Annotated in this window: 18 protein-coding genes, 2 tRNA genes and 1 pseudogene; 10 read left to right on the top strand and 11 right to left on the bottom strand. The window is 63.4% G+C overall.

The window, feature by feature from the left end; all coding sequences use genetic code 11:
* The first annotated feature begins 21 nt into the window (after positions 1 to 21).
* The 4 genes and pseudogenes from INF37_RS02725 to INF37_RS02740 all read left to right on the top strand — a co-directional run bounded on the left by INF37_RS02725 (position 22) and on the right by INF37_RS02740 (position 5,731).
* Positions 22 to 1,773 carry an ABC transporter ATP-binding protein gene (locus tag INF37_RS02725; protein WP_101693694.1) on the top strand — a complete coding sequence of 584 codons (1,752 nt, stop codon included), beginning with the start codon at positions 22 to 24 and terminating at the stop codon, positions 1,771 to 1,773.
* A pseudogene (locus tag INF37_RS02730) lies at positions 1,766 to 3,649 on the top strand (ABC transporter ATP-binding protein). The gene INF37_RS02725 and the pseudogene INF37_RS02730 overlap by 8 nt, the downstream one beginning before the upstream one ends.
* Before the next feature lie 184 nt (positions 3,650 to 3,833).
* Complete coding sequence (locus INF37_RS02735; RefSeq protein ID WP_193536275.1) at positions 3,834 to 4,508, top strand: response regulator transcription factor; 675 nt, start codon at positions 3,834 to 3,836, stop codon at positions 4,506 to 4,508.
* A complete protein-coding gene (locus INF37_RS02740; protein WP_193536277.1) occupies positions 4,505 to 5,731 on the top strand; it encodes a sensor histidine kinase in 1,227 nt (408 codons plus the stop codon). The genes INF37_RS02735 and INF37_RS02740 overlap by 4 nt, the downstream gene beginning before the upstream one ends.
* A gap of 81 nt (positions 5,732 to 5,812) precedes the next feature.
* On the opposite strand, the gene INF37_RS02745 is transcribed toward INF37_RS02740, so the two are convergent.
* From INF37_RS02745 to INF37_RS02785, 9 genes are all read right to left on the bottom strand, one after another.
* Positions 5,813 to 7,543, bottom strand: a complete 1,731-nt coding sequence (locus tag INF37_RS02745; protein ID WP_193536279.1) for a sensor histidine kinase — start codon at positions 7,541 to 7,543, stop codon at positions 5,813 to 5,815.
* Positions 7,544 to 7,556: 13 nt separating this feature from the next.
* Entirely contained in the window at positions 7,557 to 8,225 is a 669-nt protein-coding gene (locus tag INF37_RS02750) for a response regulator transcription factor (RefSeq protein WP_193536281.1), read from the bottom strand.
* Between the two features lie 22 nt (positions 8,226 to 8,247).
* Complete coding sequence (gene phoU / locus INF37_RS02755; protein ID WP_101693688.1) at positions 8,248 to 8,892, bottom strand: phosphate signaling complex protein PhoU; 645 nt, start codon at positions 8,890 to 8,892, stop codon at positions 8,248 to 8,250.
* An 89-nt stretch (positions 8,893 to 8,981) separates the two neighbouring features.
* The gene (pstB, locus tag INF37_RS02760) at positions 8,982 to 9,743 is read right to left on the bottom strand and encodes a phosphate ABC transporter ATP-binding protein PstB (RefSeq protein WP_101693687.1); all 762 of its coding nucleotides are present in this window, start codon (positions 9,741 to 9,743) and stop codon (positions 8,982 to 8,984) included.
* An 11-nt stretch (positions 9,744 to 9,754) separates the two neighbouring features.
* Positions 9,755 to 10,618 (bottom strand): phosphate ABC transporter permease PstA, encoded by an 864-nt coding sequence (gene pstA / locus INF37_RS02765; protein ID WP_101693686.1) that lies wholly within the window; start codon positions 10,616 to 10,618, stop codon positions 9,755 to 9,757.
* 45 nt (positions 10,619 to 10,663) lie between these two features.
* The gene (gene pstC / locus INF37_RS02770; protein ID WP_235964190.1) at positions 10,664 to 11,518 is read right to left on the bottom strand and encodes a phosphate ABC transporter permease subunit PstC; all 855 of its coding nucleotides are present in this window, start codon (positions 11,516 to 11,518) and stop codon (positions 10,664 to 10,666) included.
* 245 nt (positions 11,519 to 11,763) lie between these two features.
* Positions 11,764 to 12,630, bottom strand: a complete 867-nt coding sequence (locus tag INF37_RS02775; RefSeq protein ID WP_186962890.1) for a phosphate ABC transporter substrate-binding protein — start codon at positions 12,628 to 12,630, stop codon at positions 11,764 to 11,766.
* Positions 12,631 to 12,877: 247 nt separating this feature from the next.
* Positions 12,878 to 13,528 (bottom strand): HAD family hydrolase, encoded by a 651-nt coding sequence (locus INF37_RS02780; RefSeq protein WP_101693683.1) that lies wholly within the window; start codon positions 13,526 to 13,528, stop codon positions 12,878 to 12,880.
* A 74-nt stretch (positions 13,529 to 13,602) separates the two neighbouring features.
* A complete protein-coding gene (locus INF37_RS02785) occupies positions 13,603 to 13,920 on the bottom strand; it encodes a sigma-70 family RNA polymerase sigma factor (protein WP_235964166.1) in 318 nt (105 codons plus the stop codon).
* 253 nt (positions 13,921 to 14,173) lie between these two features.
* Between INF37_RS02785 and INF37_RS02790 the strand changes: the two genes are divergently transcribed.
* The 3 genes from INF37_RS02790 to INF37_RS02800 all read left to right on the top strand — a co-directional run bounded on the left by INF37_RS02790 (position 14,174) and on the right by INF37_RS02800 (position 14,865).
* Positions 14,174 to 14,249 (top strand) — tRNA-Thr (locus INF37_RS02790).
* 31 nt (positions 14,250 to 14,280) lie between these two features.
* A tRNA-Tyr gene (locus INF37_RS02795) sits at positions 14,281 to 14,364 on the top strand.
* A gap of 135 nt (positions 14,365 to 14,499) precedes the next feature.
* The gene (locus tag INF37_RS02800) at positions 14,500 to 14,865 is read left to right on the top strand and encodes a DUF6483 family protein (RefSeq protein ID WP_101693682.1); all 366 of its coding nucleotides are present in this window, start codon (positions 14,500 to 14,502) and stop codon (positions 14,863 to 14,865) included.
* A 78-nt stretch (positions 14,866 to 14,943) separates the two neighbouring features.
* Here INF37_RS02800 and INF37_RS02805 read toward each other — a convergent pair whose 3' ends face one another.
* Both INF37_RS02805 and INF37_RS02810 read right to left on the bottom strand, forming a co-directional pair.
* A complete protein-coding gene (locus INF37_RS02805) occupies positions 14,944 to 15,321 on the bottom strand; it encodes a metallopeptidase family protein (protein ID WP_101693681.1) in 378 nt (125 codons plus the stop codon).
* Between the two features lie 48 nt (positions 15,322 to 15,369).
* Positions 15,370 to 17,529 carry a Tex family protein gene (locus INF37_RS02810; protein WP_193536283.1) on the bottom strand — a complete coding sequence of 720 codons (2,160 nt, stop codon included), beginning with the start codon at positions 17,527 to 17,529 and terminating at the stop codon, positions 15,370 to 15,372.
* 149 nt (positions 17,530 to 17,678) lie between these two features.
* Between INF37_RS02810 and INF37_RS02815 the strand changes: the two genes are divergently transcribed.
* The 3 genes from INF37_RS02815 (at position 17,679) to INF37_RS02825 (ending at position 22,321) form a co-directional block, all read left to right on the top strand.
* A complete protein-coding gene (locus INF37_RS02815) occupies positions 17,679 to 18,650 on the top strand; it encodes a hypothetical protein (RefSeq protein ID WP_193536285.1) in 972 nt (323 codons plus the stop codon).
* A 19-nt stretch (positions 18,651 to 18,669) separates the two neighbouring features.
* Positions 18,670 to 20,418 (top strand): copper amine oxidase N-terminal domain-containing protein, encoded by a 1,749-nt coding sequence (locus tag INF37_RS02820; RefSeq protein ID WP_193536287.1) that lies wholly within the window; start codon positions 18,670 to 18,672, stop codon positions 20,416 to 20,418.
* Between the two features lie 202 nt (positions 20,419 to 20,620).
* Positions 20,621 to 22,321, top strand: a complete 1,701-nt coding sequence (locus INF37_RS02825) for a C69 family dipeptidase (RefSeq protein ID WP_193536289.1) — start codon at positions 20,621 to 20,623, stop codon at positions 22,319 to 22,321.
* The last annotated feature ends 262 nt before the right edge of the window (positions 22,322 to 22,583 follow it).

The following is a 22,583-nucleotide window of genomic DNA, read 5'->3' on the forward strand; positions in this document are numbered from 1 at the left end:
ACAAAATGAAAGGAGAAGCATATGATCAAAACCCTTTGGAAAAGCCTGCGTGAGTACAAAAAGACATCCCTGCTCACCATCGGCCTGACCCTGTTTGAAGTGGTGTTTGAAATTGTGATCCCCCTGTGCATGGCCGAGCTCATCGACCGGGGCGTGGAACAGGGAGAGATGAACCTGGTGCTGAAGTATGGTCTGGCGCTGGTAGTGTTTGCCCTGCTTCAGCTCATGACCGGAATGGGCTCCGCCCTGGCGGCCGCAAGATCGGCGGCCGGCTTTGCGGCCAACCTCCGGCAGGACATGTATGACAATGTCCAGACCTTTTCCTTTTCCAACATCGACAAGTTCTCCACCTCGTCCATTGTCACAAGACTGACCACAGACGTGACCAATGTACAAAACGCTTATCAGATGCTCATTAAGCTGGCCATGCGCGGCCCGTTCATGATCCTGTTTGCCATGGTGGTGTCTTTCCGGATCAACCGGGGGATCTCCCTGGTGTTCCTGGCGCTGATCCCGGTGCTGGGCATTGGCCTGATCCTGATCGTCCGCACCGTACACCCGATCTTTCAGAAGGTGTTTGAAAATTACGACCGGCTCAACAATGTGGTGCAGGAGAATCTGCGGGGCGTGCGGGTGGTCAAATCCTTCCACCAGCAGAGCAAGGAGATCGAGAAGTTTGACCGGGTTTCCGAGCGGATCTATCAAGATTTTGCAAAGGCGGAGCGCCTCATCTCGCTCAATACGCCGCTGCTCCAGTTTTGCCTGTATCTGAGCATGCTGCTGATCTCCTGGCTGGGCGCGAAGGCCATTGTGGCAAGCGGGAACAATGCGGCCCTTGGACTGACCACCGGAGACCTGACGGCCCTGTTCAGCTACGCCATCCAGATCCTGATGAGCCTGATGATGCTCTCCATGGTGTTCGCCATGATGACCATTGCCCAGTCCTCTGCGGAGCGTATCTCGGAGCTGCTGCAGGAGACGTCGGACATTCAGAATCCGAAGGATCCGGTCCGCCAGGTGCGGGACGGAAGCATCTGCTATCAGAATGTGGACTTTGTCTATGCCTCCAAGGCGGGGAAGAAGGTCATTGACCAGGCAAACGTGACCATCCAAGCGGGCCAGACCGTGGGGATCATCGGAGGCACCGGCTCCTCCAAGAGCTCCTTTGTACAGCTGATCCCCCGGCTGTATGATGTGAGCGCCGGGGCGGTGCTGGTCGGCGGCGTGGATGTGCGGCGCTATGACCTGGACACCCTGCGCAACGCGGTGGCCATGGTACTGCAAAAGAATGAGCTCTTCTCCGGGACCATCCGGGAGAACCTGCGGTGGGGCAATGAGAACGCCACCGAGGAGGAGATGCAGGAGGCCTGCCGCCTGGCCTGTGCGGACGAGTTCATCTCCGCCATGCCCAAGGGATATGACACCCATATCGAGCAGGGCGGTACCAACGTATCCGGCGGACAGAAGCAGCGCCTGTGCATTGCCAGAGCCCTGCTGAAAAATCCCAAGATCCTGATCCTGGACGACTCCACCAGCGCGGTGGACACCAAGACAGACGCGTTGATCCAAAAGGCCTTTGCGGAATATCTCCCCCAGACCACCAAGATCATCATTGCCCAGCGGATCTCCTCCGTGCAGCACGCCGACCAGATCATCGTCCTGGATGACGGAAAGATCTCCGCCATCGGAAAGCACGAAGAGCTGCTGAAGGAGAGCGCCATCTATCGGGAAGTATTTGAATCCCAGCAGAAAGGAAGTGGGTGCCATGCTTAAGCAAGGAATGGATTGGAAAACCGCAAAACGAATCCTCTCCTATTTGAAGCGCTATCAGAAGCAGATGGCGGTGGTTACGGTCTGTATCATACTCTCGGCGGTGGCCAGTGCGGCCTCCTCGGTGTTCATCCAGACCCTGATCGACGGCTACATCGTGCCGCTGCTGGGACAGACCTCCCCGGTCTTTGGGCCCCTGCTCAAGGCGCTGGGGGTGATGGCGGTGGTCTATCTGGTGGGCGTCCTGGCCACCTGGATCTACAACCGGACCATGGTGACCATCGCCCAGGGAACCCTGAAGCAGATCCGGGACGAGATGTTTGCCAAGATGCAGGACCTGCCTGTATCCTATTTTGACACCCATACCCACGGGGATATCATGAGTCGCTATACCAATGATACGGATACCCTCCGGCAGATGATCGCCCAGTCCCTGGCCCAGCTGGTCTCCTCGGTGTGCACCATTGCGGCGGTCTTTTGCTGCATGCTCTACCTGAGCGTCTATCTGACCGCCATTGTGGTGGCGGTGGTGGCGGTGAGCCTGTTTCTGATCAAGGGGATCGTGGGGAAGAGCGGATACTACTTCATCCAGCAGCAGATGTCGCTGGGCGATCTGAACGGCTACATCGAGGAGATGGTCCACGGGCAGAAGGTGGTCAAAGTATTCTGTCACGAGCGCCAGGCCAAGGAGATCTTCCGGGAGAAGAATACGGCCTGGGAGCACAGCTCTGCCAGCGCCAACGGATACGCCAATACCATGATGCCCATGATGAACGCCCTGGGCTACCTGCAATATGTGATCGTTGCGGTGGTGGGAGCCTGGATGGCCATTGACGGCGTAACCAACCTGAGTATATTCGGAGTCAAAACGGTGACGTTGGGCATGATCGCCTCCTTCCTCACCCTGTCCCGCAGCTTTACCAGCCCCATCTCCCAGATATCCAACCAGTTCAACTCCGTCGTCATGGCCCTGGCCGGTGCGGCGCGGATCTTTGCCCTGATGGATGAGCAGCCGGAAGAGGACCTGGGCCGTGTGACCCTGGTCAATGCCACGGAGCGGAACGGGGTTCTGGAAGAGACACGGGAGCACACCGGCACCTGGGCCTGAAAGCAGCCCGGCCGCGGCGGCTCCTCCCTGACCAAGCTGGAGGGCAGGATCGTTCTGGATCATGTGGACTTCGGCTATGTGCCCGATAAGCCGGTTTTGCAGGACATCAGCCTGTACGCGCAGCCCGGGCAGAAGATCGCGTTCGTCGGGGCGACCGGAGCGGGAAAGACCACCATTACCAACCTCATCAACCGATTCTATGAGATCGACCGGGGCCAGATCTGCTACGATGGAATCGAGATCGGCCAGATCAAAAAGGCGGACCTCCGCCGCTCGCTGGGGATCGTGCTGCAGGATGTGAACCTGTTTACCGGAACGGTGATGGAAAATCTGCGATACGGCAACCCGGACGCCTCCGATGAGGTGTGCATCCAGGCGGCCAAGCTGGCAAACGCGCACAATTTCATTATGATGCTCCCGGACGGCTATCAGACCGTGCTCCAGGGGGATGGCGGCGGCCTGTCCCAGGGACAGCGCCAGCTGATCTCCATCGCCCGGGCGGCTGTGACCGATCCCCCGGTCATGATTTTGGACGAGGCCACATCCTCCATCGACACCCGAACGGAGGCCCTGGTACAGAGCGGCATGGACCGCCTGATGGAGGGAAGGACCGTGTTCGTGATTGCCCACCGGCTTTCCACCATCATGAATTCCGACGTCATCATGGTGCTGGATCACGGCAGGATCATCGAGCGCGGCACCCATGAGAGCCTCCTGGAGAAGAAGGGCGTATATTATCACCTCTACACAGGCGCCTTTGAACTGGAGTAAATTTCTCAGGCCGCAAGTGTGTGGCCCTTTGGGCCATGCGCGCGGCGGCCTGTATCCTCTCGAAAAAATGCTTGCATTTTTGAGAAGCGTGTCGAGGTTTCTCGACACGCTGTGGAGTAAACTCCTTTAGGCTATTTTAAGGCAGGTGTGCTATACTGGAGTGGAAAAACGGGGAGGTGGACCTATGAGACTGCTGGTAGCAGAGGATGACCCCAAGCTGCTCAAGTCGCTGGTGCATATATTCGAGAGCAACAAGTTCTGCGTGGACGGAGTCTCCAACGGAGAGGACGCGCTGGCCCACGGGCAGTCCCAGGAGTATGACGGGCTGATCCTGGATATCATGATGCCGGGCCTGGACGGTCTGAAGGTGCTTCAGACCCTGCGGAAGGAGGGGGTCACCACCCCAGCCCTCTTTTTGACGGCGCGCACCGAGGTATCCCAGCGGGTGGAGGGGCTGGACGCCGGCGCGGACGACTATCTGCCCAAGCCCTTTTCCACCGCGGAGCTGCTGGCCCGGGTGCGGGCCATGCTGCGCAGAAAGGACACCTATCTGCCCGACCTGCTCTCTCTGGGTCCGGTGACCCTCAACCGCTCCACCTATCAGCTGGGGTATCAGGAGCGGGTGCAGTCCCTCAGCGGCAAGGAGTTCCAGCTGCCGGAGATGATGATGCAGGCCCCCAACACCATCCTGCCCACCGAGCGGTTCATCACCCACCTGTGGGGGTGGGACACCAATGTGGACACCAGCGTGGTCTGGGTACATATCTCCAACCTGCGCAAGAAGATCGCCGCCCTCCAGGCCCCGCTGGAGATCCGCTTTGTGCGCAACGCGGGCTATGTTCTGGAGGTCAAGGCATGATCCGGAATCTGCGCCGGCGGTTCATTCTCATCAGCGCCGCCTCCATATTTGTGGTGTTCTTTGGGATCTTCCTGCTGATTCTGATTTTCAGCCGAGTGCAGATGAACCGCACCATGGACACCCTCACCGACGCCATTTCCTCCAATGACGGCGTCTTTCCCAAGTTTGATCCCCTGGAAAAGCGCCCGCCCTCCCAGTTCCCCTACTCCGACGTCATTACGGCCGAGACCCAGTTCAGCACCCGCTTTTTTACGGTCTGGCTGGATGACCGGCAGGAGATCGACCGGGTCAACATCGACTCGATTTCCTCCATCTCGGAGTCGGAGGTGGAAAACTATGTCAAGCGCGCCGTGAAGGAGCGCGCCGAGCGGGGCTGGATCGCGGATTACCGCTACAAGGTGGTCCGGACCGACACGGGCTCCACCATGGTGTTCGTCAACGGGGCCATGAATCAGAACGTGACCAACCGTCTGCTCTTCACGGCCTTTCTGGTCCTGCTGGGGAGCGCCGTCCTCATTCTGGGGCTGACCATCATCATCTCCAAGCGGGCGGTGCGCCCCATCGCGGACAGCTATGAAAAGCAAAAGCAGTTCATCACCGACGCCAACCACGAGCTGAAAACGCCCCTGACCCTGATCTTGTCCAATCTGGACATCGTGGAATCGGAGGTGGGAAAGAACGAGTGGCTGGACGACATCCGCAGCGAGGGAGAGCGGATGGGCCTGCTCATCAACCAGATGGTCACCCTGTCCCGGATGGATGAGAGCGACACCCCGCTGGAGTGCACCGCCTTTGATCTGAGCGGCGCGGTGACCGATACCGTCTCGGAGTTCCAGAGCCTGGCGGCCGAGCGGAACAAGACCCTCACGGCGGCCTTAGAGCCCCGCGTGACCTACTGCGGGGACGAGGCGCTCATCCGGCGCTTGACCGCCATCCTGCTGGATAACGCCCTGAAATACTGCGACCCGGGAGGGCGGATCCAGGTGACCCTCTCCCAGCGGCGGCACCCGGTCCTCACGGTGGAGAACACCTATGCGGAGGTGGGAACGCTGGAGCTGGACCGCCTCTTTGACCGGTTTTACCGGGCGGACAAGGCCCGGACCTTTTCCGGCAGCTTTGGCGTGGGCCTGTCCATCGCCCAGTCCATCGCCAAAAAGCACCGGGGGAGCATCACGGCCTACCAGAAGGGCACCACCATCGGATTCCGGGTGGATCTGAAATAGCCATATCACAAAAAAGAATGCCCGGAGGAAGTCTTTTTAGACTTCCTCCGGGCATTTGTTATGCCGTCGGGAGAGAGGGGCTCACACCGCTTTCGGCAGGGTGATGGAGAAGGTGGAGCCCACGTCCACCTGGCTCTTGAGCTCGATGGAGCCGTGGTAGAGGGCCACGATGTGCTTGACGATGGCCAGCCCCAGGCCGGTGCCGCCGTCCTTGCGGCAGCGGCCCTTGTCCACCCGGTAGAACCGCTCAAAGACCCGGGCCTGATCCTCGGCGGGGATGCCCAGTCCGGAGTCGGCCACCTGCAGGGTCACCTGGTTGGTTCCGGGCGTGACGGTGATGGTGAGGTGTCCGCCGGGGCGGTTATACTTGAGGCCGTTTTCCGCCAGGTTGAGGATGACCTCCTTGAGCCGGGGGGCGGAGATGGCGGCGGAGCACTCCTCGCCCTCCACGGTAAAGGTGATGTCAGACTCCTTGGCCTTGAGGTCCAGCAGCTCCCGTACCTCCTGGGCGGTGGCCAGGACGGGGGCGGATTCCTCCCCCTGCTCCATGGTGAGGGACTCCAGCTCGGAGAGCTTGAGGATGTCGTTGATGAGGGCGATGAGGCGGTCCACCTCCACCCCGATGAGGGAGGAGAAGCGCTTCTGATCCTCCGCCGAGGTCACCATCCCGCTGGAGAGCATGTCGGTGAAGCCCTTGATGGAGGTGAGAGGGGTCTTGAGCTCGTGGGAGACGTTGGCGGTGAAGTCGGCCCGGATGCGCTCGGCGGCCTTGAGCTCGGTCACGTCGGAGATGAGGATGGAGGTCCCCACATTCTCCCCCTCATACTGCCGCCCGGAGACCGGGGAGAGGAAGAAGCGCAGGCTGCGCCCGGGCAGGGGCAGGTCGTCCACGTCCAGCATGACGGGGCTCTTCTGCCGGTGGCACTGCTCGGTGGCCTCCCGCAGGCGGCGGCTGCGGGTGAGTACCAGGAGCCCGGCCGCGTCGCTGGAGTCCTCCGGAACACCGAAGAGGTTCCGGGCGGCCCGGTTGCTGGCCAGAAGCCCGCCGTCCTCGTCCAGGAGGAGGAAGCCCTCGTCCATGCAGTCCAGGATGAGATTGACCTTGTCCCGCTCCACAGTGAGGTTGTGGATGGAGCCGCTCAGCCGTTCCACCAGCTTATCGATGTAGCGCAGGATGGGGCGCAGCTCATCGTCCCCCCGGAAGGCGTCCAGCGTGGTGGTGGACGCGCCCGAGAGCACGCCAGTCAGGGCGCCGCCCACGGCGTTGAGGGGCTCCAGCACCTTCTGGGCCATCCGGCGGGCCAGCAGGAGGGAGAGCAGGAGGGCCACTACCGAGGCGATGAGAAAGCCGGTGACGCTCTTCCAGACCAGACTCTCGATGGAGGAGAGCGGCATGGAGGCCCGGCCGATCATGCCGTCGGTGAACTTCTTGGCCACATAGAGCAAGGGCACGCCCACCGTGTCGGAGGAGCGCACGTCAGCGCCCCAGCCGGTGGAGAGGGCCGTGATGACCTCGGGGCGGTTGGCGTGATCCTCCAGCTGATCGGCGTCCGCCTTGGTGTCCACCAGGACGGTGCCGTCGGGGGTGATGATGGTCAGACGTTTGTCGGGCGCGGCCTGGTGGAACTGCTCGGCGGCGCTGTCGGCATTGGTGATCTGGCTCTGGCTGTCCATGAGGATGAGCAGCTCCCGCAGGGACTGGGTGGAGTCCCGCCGCTCCTGCTCATAGAGGAACCAGCACCCCGCCGCATTGGAGACCAGAAGAGCGGCCAGTACAATCAAAAGTGTGGAAAAAATCAGCTTTTTTTTCATCTTCCGCCCTCCTCTAGTTCAGCTTGTAGCCCACGCCGCGGACGGTGGCGATCACATCGTCCCCCAGCTTCTGGCGCAGGGCCTTGACGTGCATATCCACGGTGCGGGTCTCGCCGGTGAAGTCGTAATCCCAGACGGTGCGCAGGATCTCGTCCCGGCTGAGTACCGCGCCCCGGTGGACAGCCAGCAGGCGCAGCAGCTCAAATTCCTTATAGGTCAGCTCCACGGGCACACCGGCGCGGAGCACGGTGCGGGCGGTGGTGTTGATCTCCAGGTCGCCGCAGCGCAGGACGGGGGATTCCCGCTGGGTGCGGCGGAGCACCGCCTTGATGCGGGCCTGAAGCTCCATCAGGCCGAAGGGCTTGACCACATAGTCGTCCGCGCCGCTCTCCAGCCCAGCTACCCGGTCCATCTCGGCGGTGCGGGCGGTGAGCATGATGACGGGCACATCGGCGGTGGTCAGACTGGCGCGCAGGCGGCGCAGGATCTCCAGGCCGTCCATGCCGGGCAGCATGATGTCCAGCAGGTAGATGGAGGGAGCGGAGCGGCCCTGCTCGGCGGCGAAGAACTCCTCGCCGCTCTCATAGGTGCGCACCTCGTTGCCGGTGGATTGGAAATAGTAGCGCAGCATCTCCCGGATGCTGCTGTCGTCCTCCACGACGACGATGGTATTGGTGGACATGGGGTGGCAGCCTCCCTCGGGTTTAATTGGTCTCGACCAGGGTACCGGTGACGCAGTAGATGGCCCACTGGGCGATGTTCACGGCGTGGTCGGCGATGCGCTCCAGGTATTTGGCGATGATGATGAGGTCGATGGCCGGGTCGGCGTTCTCCCGGTCCTCCCGGATGAGGGCCACCAGATCGCCCTTCACCGACTGGAAGAGCTCATCCACCGCGTCGTCCAGGCCAATGACCTCCCGGGCGGCGGTCTCCTCCCGGTTGACGTAGGCAAAGATGGCGCGCTTGACCATGCCGCTGGCCTTGCTGCTCATCTCCCGGATGTGGCTGGGGACGGGCTGGCGCTTATCCAGCAGCAGGGAGATCTCGGCGATGTTGGCGCACTGGTCGCCGATGCGCTGGAGATCGGTGACCATCTTCAGGGCGGCCGAGATGGTGCGCAGGTCCCGGGCCACGGGCTGCTGCTGGAGCAGCAGGCGCAGGCAGCGGTTTTCGATGTCCCGCTCCATCCGGTCCATGCTCTGGGTCATATGGATGGCCTCTTTGGCCTGCCGGTCGTCGGGGGCGGCCAGGGAGGTGGTGACCAGGTCGATGGCGTCCTCGGCGGCGGCGGCCATGTCGATCATTTCCGCGCCCAGCTCCTGGAGCTCGGCGTCAAAGGTTTTACGCATGGTGGGGTTCCTCCTTGTGAGTAAGAATGGGGACGCGGCGCGTCCGCATGGGAAAACGCTCCCCAAAGCGGGGAGCGGAATAGGCGGGATTAACCGAAACGGCCGGTGATGTAGTCCTCGGTGCGCTTGTCCTTGGGCATGGAGAAGAGGTCGGTGGTGTTGCCGAACTCGATCAGCTCGCCCAGCAGGAAGAAGGCGCACTTGTCTGAGACGCGGGTGGCCTGCTGCATGTTGTGGGTCACGATGACGATGGTATACTTGTCCTTCAGGTCGGAGATCAGGTCCTCGATCTTGGAGGTGGAGATGGGGTCCAGGGCGGAGGTGGCCTCGTCCATGAGGAGGACGTCGGGCTCCACCGCCAGGGCGCGGGCGATGCAGATACGCTGCTGCTGGCCGCCGGAGAGGCCCAGGGCGGACTTCTTGAGGCGGTCCTTCACCTCGTCCCAGATGGCGGCGCCCCGGAGGGACTGCTCCACGATGTCGTCCAGCTGGCTCTTGTTCTTGATGCCGTGGGTGCGGGGACCGTAGGCGATGTTGTCGTAGATGGACATGGGGAAGGGGTTGGGCTTCTGGAAGACCATGCCGATCTGCTTGCGCAGCCAGGTCACATCCACGGACGGGGCGTAGATGTCCTGTCCCCGGTAGGAGACGGTTCCCTCGATGCGCACGCCGGGGACCAGGTCGTTCATCCGGTCCAGGGTCTTGAGGAAGGTGGACTTGCCGCAGCCGGAGGGACCGATGAGGGCGGTGACCTGCCGCTCGGGAATGGCGATGTCCACATCCTTCAGGGCGTGGGCGGCGCCGTAGTAGAGATTCAGCTTTTCCGCGGAGAGAATGGTAGTTTCGTTCATGGGGGACCTCCTTATTTGTGGCGGAGCTTGCGGCCCACCAGCTTGGCGGACAGATTGATCAGCAGGGTCAGGAGCATCAGGATGGCGGCGATACCAAAGGCCACGTCAAACTCGGCCCGCTCCTTGGCGTAGACGTACAGGGCCACGGTCAGGCTGGCCCCGGAGCTGTGGAGAAAACCGTCGGCGGTGAAGAAGTTGTTCAGGGTCATGCCCATGCCGGCCGTGAAGAGCAGAGCGGCCGACTCGCCCACGATGCGGCCCACCGCCAGGATGCATCCGGTGACGATGCCGTCCACCGAGGAGGGGAGCACGAGGGTGCGGATCATGTGCCACTTGCCCGAGCCCAGGCCCAGCGCGCCCTCCCGGTAGCTCTGGGGCACGGTCTTGAGGGACTCCTGGGTGGTGCGGATGATGGTGGGCAGAGTCACGATGACCAGGGTCAGGGAGCCGGCCAGCAGGGACTTGCCCAGAGAGAGGAAATTACAGAAGAAGAGCATGCCCACCAGACCGAAGATGATGGAGGGGATGCCCGTGAGGGTCTCGGTGGCAAACTCGATGGCCGAGACCAGCCGGCGGTTCTGGGCGTATTCCGTGAGGTAGACCGCCGCACCCACGCCCAGGGGCAGGGTGATGATGAGGGTGACGGCCACAATGAAGACGGTGTTGAGGATGTTGGGCAGAATTCCGATGGTGTCCCGGATGTAGCTGGGTTTGGTGGAGAGCAGCTCCCAGGTCACATGGGGGAGACCCTTGATAAAGATATAGCCGATGATGAACAGCAGCAGCGCACAGGTGAGGAAGGCGGAGAAGTAGAGCAGAAAGCGCAGTGTGCGGTCATAGGCCTTCCGGGCGCCGGAAAGAGTCTGGAGTTCCATTTAGTATATCATTCCTTTCCGTAAAATCCAAGCCGGGGGACCGGATCAGGCTTCCCGCTTCCACTTGAGCAGGAGGTTGAGGATCACATTGATCAGCATGATGAACAGGAAGAGCACCAGCGCAATGGAGAAGAGGGCCTGCTGCTGGAGGGAGCCCACAGCGGCATAGCTCATCTCACTGGCCACAGCGGTGGTGAGGAAGCGGACCGAGGAGAAGAGGGAGGGCATATTGGCCACGTTGCCGGCCACCATGATGACGGCCATGGCCTCGCCGATGGCGCGGCCGATGCCCATGACGATGGAGGCGGCGATGCCGCTCTTGGCGGCGGGGACCGAGACGCGGAAATAGGTCTCGATCTCGGTGGCGCCCAGGGCCAGGCTGGCCTCCTCGTACTCCTTGGGAACCGCGTGGAGCGCGGTCTCAGAGACGCTGACGATGGAGGGCAGGATCATGATGGCCAGCACGATGATGGCGCAGAAGAGGCTGGCGCCGTCGGGCAGGTTGAAGAGCTCCCGCACCGCGGGGACCAGCACCATCATGCCGATCAGGCCGTAGACCACCGAGGGGATACCGGCCAGCAGGTCGATGGCGGGACGCACCACGGCGGCCACCTTCCGGGGGGCCACCTTGGCCAGGAACACGGCGGTGAGGAAGCCCACCGGCACCCCCAGCAGGATGGCCCCTGCGGTGCCGTAGATGGAGGTGAGGATGAAGGGCAGGATGCCGAACTGCGGCTCTGCGGCGGTGGAGGCCCAGGTCTGGCCGAAGAGGAACTCCGTCAGTCCGATGGTGCGGATGGCGGGCAGCCCGGAGAGGATCAGATAGAAGCTGATAAAGAGCACGAAAGCAATGGCAATGAGGCCGCACAAGAGGAAGAGAGCATGCATCACGCACTCCATGACACGCAGGGGGCTTCTATGCTGCGGCTTGGGCGCGGTCTGCTCCGCGCCGGGCACATAGCTGAGATGTTCGTCCATTTGGATGGGTTCCACCTTTCTTCAAAATCCGGCCGGAGGCCGGAAGACATTCAAAAAACTCTCTCCGGGTGCCGCGCGCGGGGAGACCGCGGGGCGGGGTCACCCGCCTCGCGGTCGCTCCACAGTGACACTCCGACGGAGGGAGTTCATCAGGATCGGGGTATGGATCAGGCCAGAGGCACGGCGCCGGCACCGGTGATCAGGTCGGAGGCATCGGCGGAGGTAGCGAAGTCCACGAAGGCCTGGGCCGCCTCAGACAGCTCCTTGTCGCTGTTGATGATGAAGTTGAAGTTACGCTGGATGGCGTAAGTACCGTCGAGCACGGTCTCCTCGGTGGCAGCCACGCCGCCCACGGTGATGGCCTTGATGGTGTCATCCACAGCGGAGAGGGAGGCATAGCCGATGGCGTTGGGGTTGGAGGCCACGTTGGCGATCACCTCGCCGGTGGAGGTCAGCTCGTTGGTGTACTTGCAGGCGTCCTCGGTGCCGGTGATGGACTCGAAGCCGTCGCGGGTGCCGGAGCCGGCCTCACGGCCGATGGGCACCACGGTGCCGTCGTTGCCGCCCACCTCGGACCAGTTGGTGATCTCACCGGTGAAGAGCTGAGCGATCTGCTCGATGGACAGGTCGGAAACGGGGTTCTGGGGGTTGACGATGATGGCGATGCCGTCCTTGGCCACGGTGATGGCCTCGACGCCGGTCTCGGAATCCTTCAGGTCACGGCTGGCCAGACCGATGTCGGCGGTGCCGTCCAGAGCGGCGGTGATGCCGGCGCTGGAGCCGGTGCCGCTGTAACCCACGGTCACGTCGGGGTTGAGCTCCATGAAGGCCTCGCCCAGAGCGCCCATGACGCTCTCCATGGAGGTGGAGCCGTCGGTGTTCACCACACCGGAGAGGGTGGTGGTCTGCTCAGCGGAAGGAGCGGCGCTGCTCTCGCCGTCGGGAGCGGGGGTGGTGGCAGTGCCGGAGGAGCATCCAGCCAGCAGGCCAATGGAAAGAGCGCCGGTCAAAGCAAGAGAAAAGAGTTTATTCATGTTCTTCGATCTCCTATCCAAACAATCTAACGTTTTGTTTCCTTTCTTCAGGACGCTGTCAGTATAACGGATTTTTTGTAAAGGAGTCCTGCAAGCATCAGTAAAGAGTTTGTAAAGAAAAAGGGGGAGGTGTATTTGTAAGAAAGACAAAACCGGGTGGTTTGTCGTCGAAATGTCCGCCGTAGGCAAAAAAACACAGAGGCCCGCCGGATCGGGGCCTCTGTGTTGTGCACTGTGGACGAAGGGATCAGAGCCCCAGCCACTGCCGCAGCTCCACCAGGTCGGGAGCGATGTGGACGCTGGGGAAGGCGCCGAAGGCATCGGCGGGGGTGGTGCCGTTGAGAACGGCGCAGAAGGGGGCGCCGGCGCGCTGGGCGGCCTCGGCGTCGATGACGGTGTCGCCGCAGTAGAGGACCTCACCGGGGGTGAGTCCCAGGGCGGCGATGGCGTTGAGAAGTCCCTCGGGGTGGGGCTTGTGATGGGTGACGTCCTCGCCGCCGGTAATGGAGGCCAGCAGGGGGAGCAGCTCCCGCGCGCCCAGCACCTCCCGCAGGGTGGAGGCGCGCTTGGTGCTGACGATGGCGGCGGGGATGTGGGCCTCGTGCAGGGCGCGCAGCAGCTCGGCGGCGCCGGGGAACATCCGGGTCACCTTGATCTGCATGGGGACGGCCACCTCGGAGAAAAGGGCGCGGAACCGGGCCCGGGCCTCGGGATCGGCCTGGCCGGTGAGCTGGGTGTAGGCGTCCTCCAGCACCAGGCCGATGGTGCGCCGGACCGCGGCGGGATCGGGGGCGGGATGGCCCATCTGCCGGAAGGCGTGCTCAAATCCGGCCACGATGGCCTCCGAGGCGTCGGCCAGGGTAAAGTCAAAGTCAAAGAGTACGGCTTGATAGGACATGGGGATTCCTCCTGTGCATTCCTGAGATAGACGGTGTTCCCTCTGATTGTAACACAGACCGGGGGCTGGGGCAATCACCCGCTCCGGGCCAGCAGGGCGGCCGCCCCGTAGCGCAGGCACCGGCGCAGGCGCTCCTCCCCCCGGTGGATGGTGCGGGAGACGGTGGAGCGCTCCACGCCGAAGTGGTCGGCGATCTCCCGCATATTGAGCCCCTCACTATAATAGAGAAGCAGGTATTTCCGCTGGAGGGGGGTGACCTCCTCCTGAAGGGCCCGGATCAGATTCCGCTTGAGGCGCTGGTGCTCCGCACCGTTGTCCGAGCTGATGGTGCGGGTGTAGACCGCCATATCGGACGCAAAGGCCCGGCCCCGGCGGTAACGGGGTTCTCCCATATCCATTCCTCCTTTTGGGGTCGGCAGGCGGGACAGAGCTCCCGCTCCTCGCCGTAGAGCTCCGCGCCGCACCGGCGGCACCAGTCCGCAGGGGGCTGGCGCTGCAGGTCCCGCAGTGGGTCGAGCCGGATGGGGACGGGCATAAAACCCCCTCCTTTCCCTGTGTGAAAAAAATTTTAAAAAATTTGAAAAAGACTGTTGACAAATCGGGATTCGTCTGGTAAACTAAGCATCGTTGTGGACGAGCTGATTTGCTGGTGTAGCTCAGTTGGTAGAGCAGTTGATTTGTAATCAACCGGTCGGGGGTTCGAGTCCGTCCACCAGCTCCACCGTCCTAATGAGGGGCTGAAAAGTTCATATGGAGGAGTTCCCGAGTGGCCAAAGGGGGCAGACTGTAAATCTGTTGCGTTAGCTTCGGTGGTTCGAATCCACCCTCCTCCACCAAAAGCGTCCTGCCAATCGGCGGGGCGTTTTTTCATAGCTGGAAAGAACAAATGTTCTTGACTCTTAGTAAGATACCATATACGAAAATAAAAGTCAAGTATCTTTTTAAGATAATTTCAAGAGAGGAGCATAAGGATGCTGAAGGACGATTATCTGGTGCGCTCCACCGACGCGCTGGCCACTACCATCGCACACCTGGTCCTGCGCAAGACCGGGACCGACTACACCCCCAGCGGACTGGAGGCCGACGCCAAGGCGGACGGCCTGTGGTTTGCCCTGGATCAGCTGCTCAAGGAAAACCGCCTCAATGAGGCGGAGGATCTGCTCTATGAGGAGGCAGACCCCTCCGATCTGCGCTATCTGGAGATCGCGGTGGACTTCTATGTCCACCTGAACCGCTTCTCCGACGCCGATCTGAAGGCAGGCGGCTTTGAGCGGGAAGAAGTGGGGGAGGGCCTGCGGGATATGGCCCGGCAGTTCGGCGTGGATCTGGCGCTGTAACGGTTTCATACAAACTCATACAAATAGAGAGCGCCGTGACCGGTTTGGTCACGGCGCTTTTGTGCATGTTTGGAGGATTCAGGAGAGCTGACCGCGCAGCTCCTCCAGAAGGGCGGCGTCCTTGCGGTCCAGGCCGTTTTCCCCGGCCAGACCCTCCAGGTGGTGGGTGAACTCGTGGAGGAGGGTGGTATAGAGCTCCTCCTCCCAGTCCTCCTGCGTCCAGCCCTCCGCCCGGGCCAGGGCGGCGAAGGAACCGTAATAGAGGTTGATATACCGCCCCATCTGGTCGTGGCAGTATTCCCCTAAAATATAGAGGGCTTCCCCGGGAAATGCCGGGTCGGGCAGTTCCTCGGGCAGGAGGGAGACGCCGCCGTTGAGTTCCCGGTAAAAATCCGGGGGCAGACTGTCGGCCAGCTCGTCCAGAATGGCGCCGGTCTCGTCAAAGGTGAGGATCATGGAAGGCTCCTTTCCGGGGAAATAGCGGGTTTGGGATCAAAGGGGCGGTTATTTGGGCCGGCGCATGGTCAGGGAGATGCGCTTCTTGGCCACATCCACCTCCTTGACCCAGACGGTCACCACGTCCCCCACCGAGAGGACCTCGGAGGGGTGCTTGACCCGGCGGTCCACCCCCAGCTGGGAGATGTGGACCAGGCCGTCCTGGTGCACGCCGATGTCCACGAAGGCGCCGAAGTCGATGACGTTGCGCACCGTGCCGGTGAGCTCCATGCCGGGCTTCAGGTCCTTCATCTCCATCACGTCGGTGCGCAGGATAGGGGGCGGGAGCTCGTCCCGGGGGTCCCGGCCGGGCTTGAGGAGCTCCTTGACCAGGTCCTCCAGGGTGGGCAGGCCCACGCCGCAGGCCGCGGCGGCCTCCTCCCGGCCGTAGGCGTCCAGCCGCTCGTTCAGCTGGGAGAGGGTCCCGGCCGCCACGTCGGAGAGGGTGTAGCCGCACAGCTCCAGCAGCCTCTGGGCGGCGGCGTAGCTCTCGGGGTGGACGCCGGTGTGGTCCAGTACGCTCTGGCTCTCGGGCACCCGCAGGAAGCCGGCGCACTGTTCAAAGGCCTTGGGGCCCAGCTTGGGCACCTTGAGCAGCTGCCGCCGGGCGGTGAAGGGGCCGTTCTCCTCCCGGTATTTCACCACATTGCGGGCGGTGGTGCTGTTGAGGCCGGCCACCTGGGTGAGAAGGGGGACCGACGCGGTGTTCACGTCCACCCCCACGGCGTTGACGCAGTCCTCCACCACGCCCCGGAGGGTCTCGTCCAGCCGGGCCTGGGGCATGTCGTGCTGGTACTGGCCCACGCCGATGGCCTTGGGGTCGATCTTCACCAGCTCAGCCAGGGGGTCCTGGAGCCGCCGGGCGATGGAGACGGCACTGCGCAGGTTCACGTCATAGTCGGGGAACTCCTCCGCGGCCAGCTGGGAGGCCGAGTAGACGCTGGCCCCCGCCTCGCTGACCACCATGTAGCGCACCTGCCCGGCGGGGAGCTCCTGGAGCATCTGGGCGGTCATGAGCTCGGTCTCCCGGCTGGCGGTGCCGTTGCCGATGGCGATGTGGACCACCCCGTGCCGCCGGATGAGGGTTTTGAGGGTGTCCATGGCCTCCCGCTTCTTCCGCTCGCTGAAGGTGGGATAGACCACAGCGGTGTCCAGCACCTTGCCGGTGCCGTCCACCACGGCCACCTTGCAGCCGTTGCGGTAGCCCGGGTCCAGACCCATGGTGACCTTGCCCTTCACCGGGGGCTGCATGAGCAGGGGCTTGAGGTTGAGGCCGAAGTTGTGGATGGCCCCCTCATTGGCCTGCTCGGTGAGGAGATTGCGCACCTCCCGCTCCAGAGAGGGCTTGAGGAGCCGGTCCCAGGCGTCGTCCGCCGCGGCGCGGACAAAGTCCATGGCCGCCCGGCCGGGCACCACCGCCCGGCGCACCGCGATGCGGGCGGTCTCGCCGTCCAGCTCCACCCCGGCCTTCAGGATGTCCTCCCGCTCGCCCCGGTTGATGGCCAGCACCTGGTGGCCCAGGACCTTGCCCACGGGGGCGCGGAAGTCATAGTACAGCCGGTAGACGCTGTCCTCCGGCTCCTTCTCCGCCGCGCGGGAGACCAGCGTCCCCCGGCGGAGGTACAGGTCCCGCAGGCTCTTGCGCAGGGCGGCGTCGTCCGAGATGACCTCGGCGAGGATGTCGCTGGCCCCCTGGAGGGCATCGTCCACCGTCTCCACGCCCTTCTCCGGGTTGACATACCCTTCCGCCAGAGCCCGGGGGTCCACGGCCCCGCCCAGGGCGAACAGGGCCTGGGCCAGAGGCTCCAGCCCCTTCTCCTTGGCTACGGTGGCCCGGGTGCGCCGCTTCTGCTTATAGGGGCGGTAGAGGTCCTCCACCTCGGCCAGGGTGGCGGCGGCGTCGACGGCGGCCGAGAGCTCCTCGGTCAGCTTGCCCTGGCCGTCGATGGCGGCGCGGACCTCCTCCCGGCGCTTGTCCAGATTGCGCAGGTACTGGAGCCGGTCGGCCAGGGTGCGCAGGGTGGTATCGTCCATGGCCCCGTGGAGCTCCTTGCGGTAGCGGGCGATGAAGGGGATGGTGTTTCCCTCGTCGATGAGCTGGACCACGTTGGCCACGTGGCCCTCATCCCGGCCCAGCTCCCGGGCCAAAAGAGAGGTGATGGTATCCATAAGAGACTCCTTTGTCAAGAGATACCTCCCATTTTACTCCAAAAAGAGCGGTCCGTCCAGTGGGTGGATATGGACAGATGTTGTCGACTGGCGTATACTGAAAGAGAACAGCGGAGGGCGCGGCCCGCCGGACGGAAGGAGGGAGGACCATGGGGAAGACCTGGCAGGAGCTGGAACAGCAGCTGGCGGACACCCGGGCCGGGATCGCCGCGGCCCAGGGGGCAGAGGACGCCTGGAAGGAGGCCCGAAGCCGCCATGAGGCCCTGGAGCAGGAGAGCAGACGGGCCTGGGACTATGTCCTGCTGCTCTCCGGTCAGCTGGAGGAGCTGGAGGGCTGGGGGCCCTCCGGCCTGCACGCCCGCCTGACCCGGCAGGGGCGGGAGGCCCGGGCGGAGTGCCGTACCCTCCTGGAGCGGGAGCGGGCGAGCTACGAGGAGAAGCGGCGCATCCAGGAGGAGGCCCGGGAAGAGATGGAGCGCCTGGCCGGTCCCGCGGAAGAGCGGACGCGGCTGGAGCGGCGCTATGAAGAGCTTTTGAGGAAAAAGGCCGACCTTCTGCGGGAGGACCCGGGGGAATTGGGGGAGCGGCTGCGCACCCTGGAGCGGGAGCGCAACGCCCTGTACACCCTGGAGCGGGAGCTGAGCCGGGCCCTCTCGGCCGCCCAGTCGGCCCGGGCGTCCATCCGCCGGATGAGCGGCAGCCTGGACCACGCCCGCAACTGGGGCACGGTGGACCTGCTGGGGGGCGGACTGCTGAGCACCATGGCCAAGCACGACCACCTGGATGACGCCCAGCACGCCGCCCAGTCGGCCCGATACGCCCTGGAGCGGCTGCGCAGCCAGATGACCGCCCTCCAGAAGGCGGTCCATGTGCCCCAGGTGGAGCTGAGCTCCTTTGCGGTCTTTGCCGACTACTGGATGGACGGCCTGTTCGCCGACTGGTATGTGCAGAGCCGCATCAAGGAGGCCCAGGCGGGGACCGCGCAGGCCCTCTCCAATCTGGGGGGCCTCATCTCGGCCTTGGGGAACCAACAGCGGGAGGCAGCCGGGCGGCTGCGCAGCGCGGAGGGAGCACGGCGGCTCTTTTTGGAGGAGCCCCTCCCCGGAACACAGACGGAATAGAGAAAGGAAGGGAAGTACCATGAAACGAAGGCTGAGTCTTTGTCTGAGTGCCGCTGTGCTGCTGGGGATGGTCCCCGCCCAGGCGGCCGCCGTGGCCGTGCCCGATGTAACGGATGCCCTGGGCGGGACTGGCGTGGTGGTGGTCGAGGCCCAGGGGGGCGCGGATGGCCAGGCGCTTTTTGATGCGTACGGCCCCTGGAACACCTGGACGGAGGAGCAGCGCCAGGAGGCCGCCGGCTGGAGCGAGGATGCGTGGTGGAGCTACTGGGGCGCCTACGAGAGCCACGCCTGGGCGCTGGTGGACCAGTATGACACCGACCTGAACGGCTGGTACACCGACTATTACGGGGAGCCCCTGTGGGGGGACGAGGATTCCTATTTGGACGAGCTGCGGGAAGAGCTGGGGCTGCCCTACCCGGACGGGATCAACGTCAACTGGAACGGGACCTGGATGGACTTTGGCTCCTGCGCGCCCCGGGCGGTGAGCGGCCGCACGCTGGTCCCCTTCCGGGGGTTCTATGAGGCGGCGGGGGCAAAAGTATCCTATGAAAAGGGAACCCTCACCGCCGCGTGGGAGGACGGGACCACCGTCACCCTGGCCGCCGGGGATACCGTCCTGCGCTGGAACCAGGGGGAGAAGTTGCTGGAGGAAGAGGTAGGGGAGCCCTACATAGAGGACGGGCGGGTCTACCTTCCCGTGCGCGCCGCCGCCCGGACCCTGGGCCTGGAGGTGGAGTGGGACGACTACCTGAGCCTGGTCTATCTGACCGACTGGGAGAGCCTGCGGGAAGAGGTGGACAGCCATTTCACCCACCTCAACGCCCTGCTGGCGGCCGCCTCCGCCTATGAGGCGGATACGGTGTATGAGAGCGAAACCTCCTTCCAGCTCTCGGGGACCCTTTACGGGGAGAAGAAGCACGACACCGCCTCCCTCGCCCTGACGGGAGAGGGCCTCTACCGGGGAGACGGACGGGCCGTGGACGCCTCCCTCACTCTGGATCTGGACGCCGGCGGCATGGAGGAGACCCTCTTTTCCCAGCTGCCGGACCAGGCGGCCGATCTGCTCCAGCAGCTCAGCGGCGCCCGGCTGGAGGTGCGCATGGACGCCGATGAGGGGAACCTCTACTTCCGCAGCAGCCTGCCCGAGGCCTATCAGGATACCTGGGTGGCCCTGGAGGGGGACCCCCTGCCCGATGTTGCGGGGGAGCCCCTCACGATCGGAACGCTGCTGACCACGTTCTACCAGAGCGATGGACTGTACAGCTACGGCTATGGTGTGGCCGCCTTGCAGGAGAGCAGCCTGTGGCTCCAGGCCCTCCTGGGAGATGAGAACTTCCGGGTCACCCGCAGCGGGGAGCGCACCGTCTACACCCTGGAGCAGACCACCCTTACGATCGGAAAGCGGGCCGGAGAGCTGGGCCTGCTGGAGGAGGGCTCCCTGCTGGATACCCTCTCCGCGCTGGGGAGCGCGCCCGATGTGTCCTTCTCCCTGCGGGCCGAGTGCAGCGGGGAGAAGCTGACCTCCGCCGCGCTGGACCTGCGCATCCGGGCGGAGGGGACCAATCCGGTGGAGTTCACCTTGACCGCCCGGCGGGACGGACAGAACGCCGAGGGCACGCTGGCCCTGGCGGGGCGCTATCTGGGCCGGGTGGATGGCGCCTGGAAGGTGGATTCCGTTCCCACCCAGGCGGCCATCCCAACCGCCCCCGGAGAGAAGGATGAGGTCATCCCCCTGTGGACCTGGCTGGAGGAACTGGACCTGATCTGAGCCCGGTTTCAAAAAGCAGACAACCGCCACCCAAATGGGTGGCGGTTTTTTATGCAAAAATATTCACGTTGGGACTTGACAAATCGGGATAGATATGAAATAATATTCATTGAAATCAAGAATAAAGTGAATAAATTCAAAAATAAATCCAAGCTCATTCAGAATTTATTCATCAAAGCGAATTTGAGAGAGGGAACTGATCATGAAAAAGACTGCAAAAGTATTCAGCGCCGCCCTGGCGGCTACCGTAGCTCTGAGCAATGTGAGCGCCCTGGCCTGCACGGGCCTGTATGTCGGCAAAGAGGCCAGCGCCGACGGCACCACCATCATTGCCCGCAGCGAGGACATCAGCCCCTCGGATTATCAGAAGGTCCACAAGGTGGTCCCCCATGTGGAGAACCAGCCCGGCCGGGTGCTGGAGGACATCAACGGCTTCCAGATGCCTCTGCCCGCCACCACCTACCAGTACACCATGATGAGCGACTATTCCACCGCCGGGGACGGCGTGTATCCCGCGGTGTGCAGCAATGAGATGGGCGTGTCGGTCACCGGTACGGTTTCCGCCTCCCCCTGTGCGGCGTGGAAAGAGGCCGATCCCTATGTGGAGAATGGCCTGCGGGAGGCCGTCCTCCCCGCGGCAGTGGCCTGCTGTTCCGCCACCGCCAAGGAGGGCGTGGAGAACCTGCTGAAGATCGTGGACGAGTACGGCTCCGCTGAGGGCAACATCGTCATGATCGCCGACCAGAACGAGGCCTGGATCGTGGAGATCTACGGCGGCCACCAGTATGCCGCCATGAAGATGCCCGCCGATGCGGTGGCGGTCTATGGCAACCAGTTCATGATCGGCCTGGTGGATCCGGCGGCCACCGAGGGCTACATCTTCTCGGATGAGCTCTTCTCCACCATCGACGAGCTGGGCCTGGCGGTGAAGGAGGACGGCAAGTATCATCTGGCCAAGTCCATCACCGACGAGACCCGGAGCGACGGCAACAACATGCGGACCTGGATCGGCCACAAGGTCCTGGCCCCCTCCAGCGTGGGAGCGTACGACAGCGATACCTTCTATGATCTCTTCTACACCCCCGACGAGAAGGTGACGCTGGACGACGTCATGGGCATCTACCGGAACCGGTACGAGGGCACCGAGTATGACGCCGACCTGCCCGGCAACGAGGGCATGCGGGCCATCGCCGTCTCCACCACTCCCGAGACCCACATCGTGCAGATCCACGACGACTATCCCACCCAGAGCGCGGCGGTGACCTGGGTGGCTCCCGGCGGCGCGGAGCACTCCGTGTTCCTGCCTGAGCTGAGCGGCATCACCGATACCGCCGACGCCTGGAAGACCGACAGCGCCATCTACACCGACAACTCCGTCTACTGGACCTTCAAGCAGATCTGCGGCCTGGCGGATACCGACCGGACCCTCTACACCCAGGGCGTGGAGGACTACTGGACGCTCCAGGAGGCCATGATGCAGGCCGAGATGGAGCAGGCGGGCGAGCAGGCCAAGACCCTCTACGCCCAGGACGAGTCCAAGGGCGACGCCTATGTGACCGCGCTGGCCGAGGAGATGGTGGAGGAGCAGATGGCCAATGCCGAGCACCTGTATGCCGAGCTCCTCACCGTGGTGACCCACAACAACGGCCTGAGCAGCGGCAAGACCCCGGTCACCTTTGAGGCCACCACCGCCCTGCGGGAGGCCGCCCAGTTCAAGGGCTATACCGTGGGCTGGAATGCCGCCGACGGCGCCATCACCCTGACCAAGGGCAGCGACAAGATCTCCCTCAAGGCGGGCAGCGCTACGGCCGTCAAGAATGGCCAGGAGGTGGAGCTCTCCGCCGCCCCCTACACCCAGAACGGCGTGACCTATGTGCCCATGAGCTTCGTGCAGGGACTGTAATGGAAACTTCTCAAAAATGCAAGCATTTTTGAGAGGAGATGCAGGCCGCCGCGCGCATGGCCCGAAGGGCCACACACTTGCGGCCTGAGCAGTGTTTTTTCCGACGTACACGCCGCCGGAAAAAACGATTTGACCCTCTTCCGCCGTCTGCGGACGGCGGAACTCTGCGAGGCATTCGCAGCAGAAATACACTTTTATGGATAGAAAGAGCGGACGGAATCGAAAGATTCCGTCCGCTCTTGACATGTCGGGCCAAAAGACC

Source organism: Pseudoflavonifractor gallinarum (genome assembly GCF_014982855.1).
Classification (GTDB): Bacteria; Bacillota; Clostridia; order Oscillospirales; family Oscillospiraceae; genus Pseudoflavonifractor_A; species Pseudoflavonifractor_A gallinarum.